This is a genomic window from Mesorhizobium sp. B1-1-5 (assembly GCF_006443065.1).
Lineage (GTDB): Bacteria > Pseudomonadota > Alphaproteobacteria > Rhizobiales > Rhizobiaceae > Mesorhizobium.
The window spans coordinates 1-1,196 of record NZ_VFWS01000508.1; the positions used below are offsets into that span (position 1 = coordinate 1).

A 1,196-nucleotide genomic window follows, 5' to 3' on the forward strand; every position below is an offset into this window, starting at 1 on the left:
GTCTGGCTCCTGCTCGGCCTGCACACGACACACCTCCTCACCGATGTCGGGGACACGATCGTGCTCGCGGTTCTCATGTTCACCAAGAAAGGCAACACCGGACGCCACTTCAGCGACGTGTCGGACAATGCCTTCTACTGGGACTTCGTGGTCGTCTCATGGGTCGTGCTCTATCTCGTAATTTACTGGGTTCCGAGGATGTAACATGCAGGCGATCCGCACGGGCGTTTCCTGGGCAGGCATGGCCACCGGACCAACGGCGTGGGCGATATCGCTGCAGCTCGACTATTCAATCGCATATTGGCAATGCGACGCCGGGTTTCGGCCCACTGTTCTGTTCTCGCTGACAGGCGCCGCCGTCGCGGCGCTGGGCGTCCTGTCGTCATGGCGCGCCGTTCATGATCCAGGGCACGGCACGAGCCCGCCCCTGAAGGCGCGCACGCGCGCGTTTCTGGCCAGGACTTCGGTAGGCATCGGGGCCCTGTTCACGCTCGTCATGCTGGCGCAAATGGCGGCCGGATTGATCTTCAGCGGATGCGAACTGTGACTGTGCAGCGGAGCCGACGAGCGGTCATCCGCCATGGGCAGCGTTTGCGGTGGCCTGCTGCGAGCGTTCCGTTCCTCGCCGTTCTCCTACGTGTAGTCGCGGCCGTCATGGCGTCGCTGGCGCCTGGCACGCCGCTGCGGGCGAACGAGATCCAGAAAGGCGAATATCTTGCCCGAGCCGCCGATTGCGTCGGCTGCCACACGTCCAATCCGAGCCGGCCTTTCGCCGGAGGCTATCGGGTGCCGACGCCGTTCGGCGATGTCTATTCCACCAACATCACACCGGACCTCGACACAGGCATCGGGCGCTATTCCGCCGACGAATTCGTGCGAGCCGTGCAGAAAGGCGTCAGACGCGACGGGGCCGATCTCTATCCCGCCATGCCATATGACAGCTTCGTCGGGATGAACCGCGAGGATGTGCTCGCGATCCGAGCCTACCTGCTCACGACCGCGCCGATTTCTCAGCCGCCGCCGCCAAACATACTGCCCTTTCCATTTAACCAGCGCTGGACGCTCTGGTTGTGGAAACTTGCCAACCTCCACGCCGGCGGCTTCGGACCAAATCCAAGCCGAACCGGCGCATGGAACAGGGGCGCCTACCTGGTGGAGGTGCTTGGACACTGCGGCGCCTGCCCCACTCCAAGGAA

2 protein-coding genes and 1 pseudogene are annotated in these 1,196 nt (G+C 63.5%); all 3 read left to right on the forward strand.

Annotation, left to right across the window (positions count from 1 at the left end):
* Positions 1-204: pseudogene (locus FJ980_RS32795) on the forward strand (cytochrome C oxidase subunit III); the annotation flags it as partial.
* A gap of 1 nt (position 205) precedes the next feature.
* On the forward strand, positions 206-547 hold the full coding sequence (locus FJ980_RS32800; RefSeq protein WP_140497365.1) for a hypothetical protein: 342 nt from the start codon (positions 206-208) through the stop codon (positions 545-547).
* 149 nt (positions 548-696) lie between these two features.
* The coding region (locus tag FJ980_RS32805) for a cytochrome c (protein ID WP_246676686.1) at positions 697-1,196 on the forward strand (500 nt) is incomplete at its 3' end.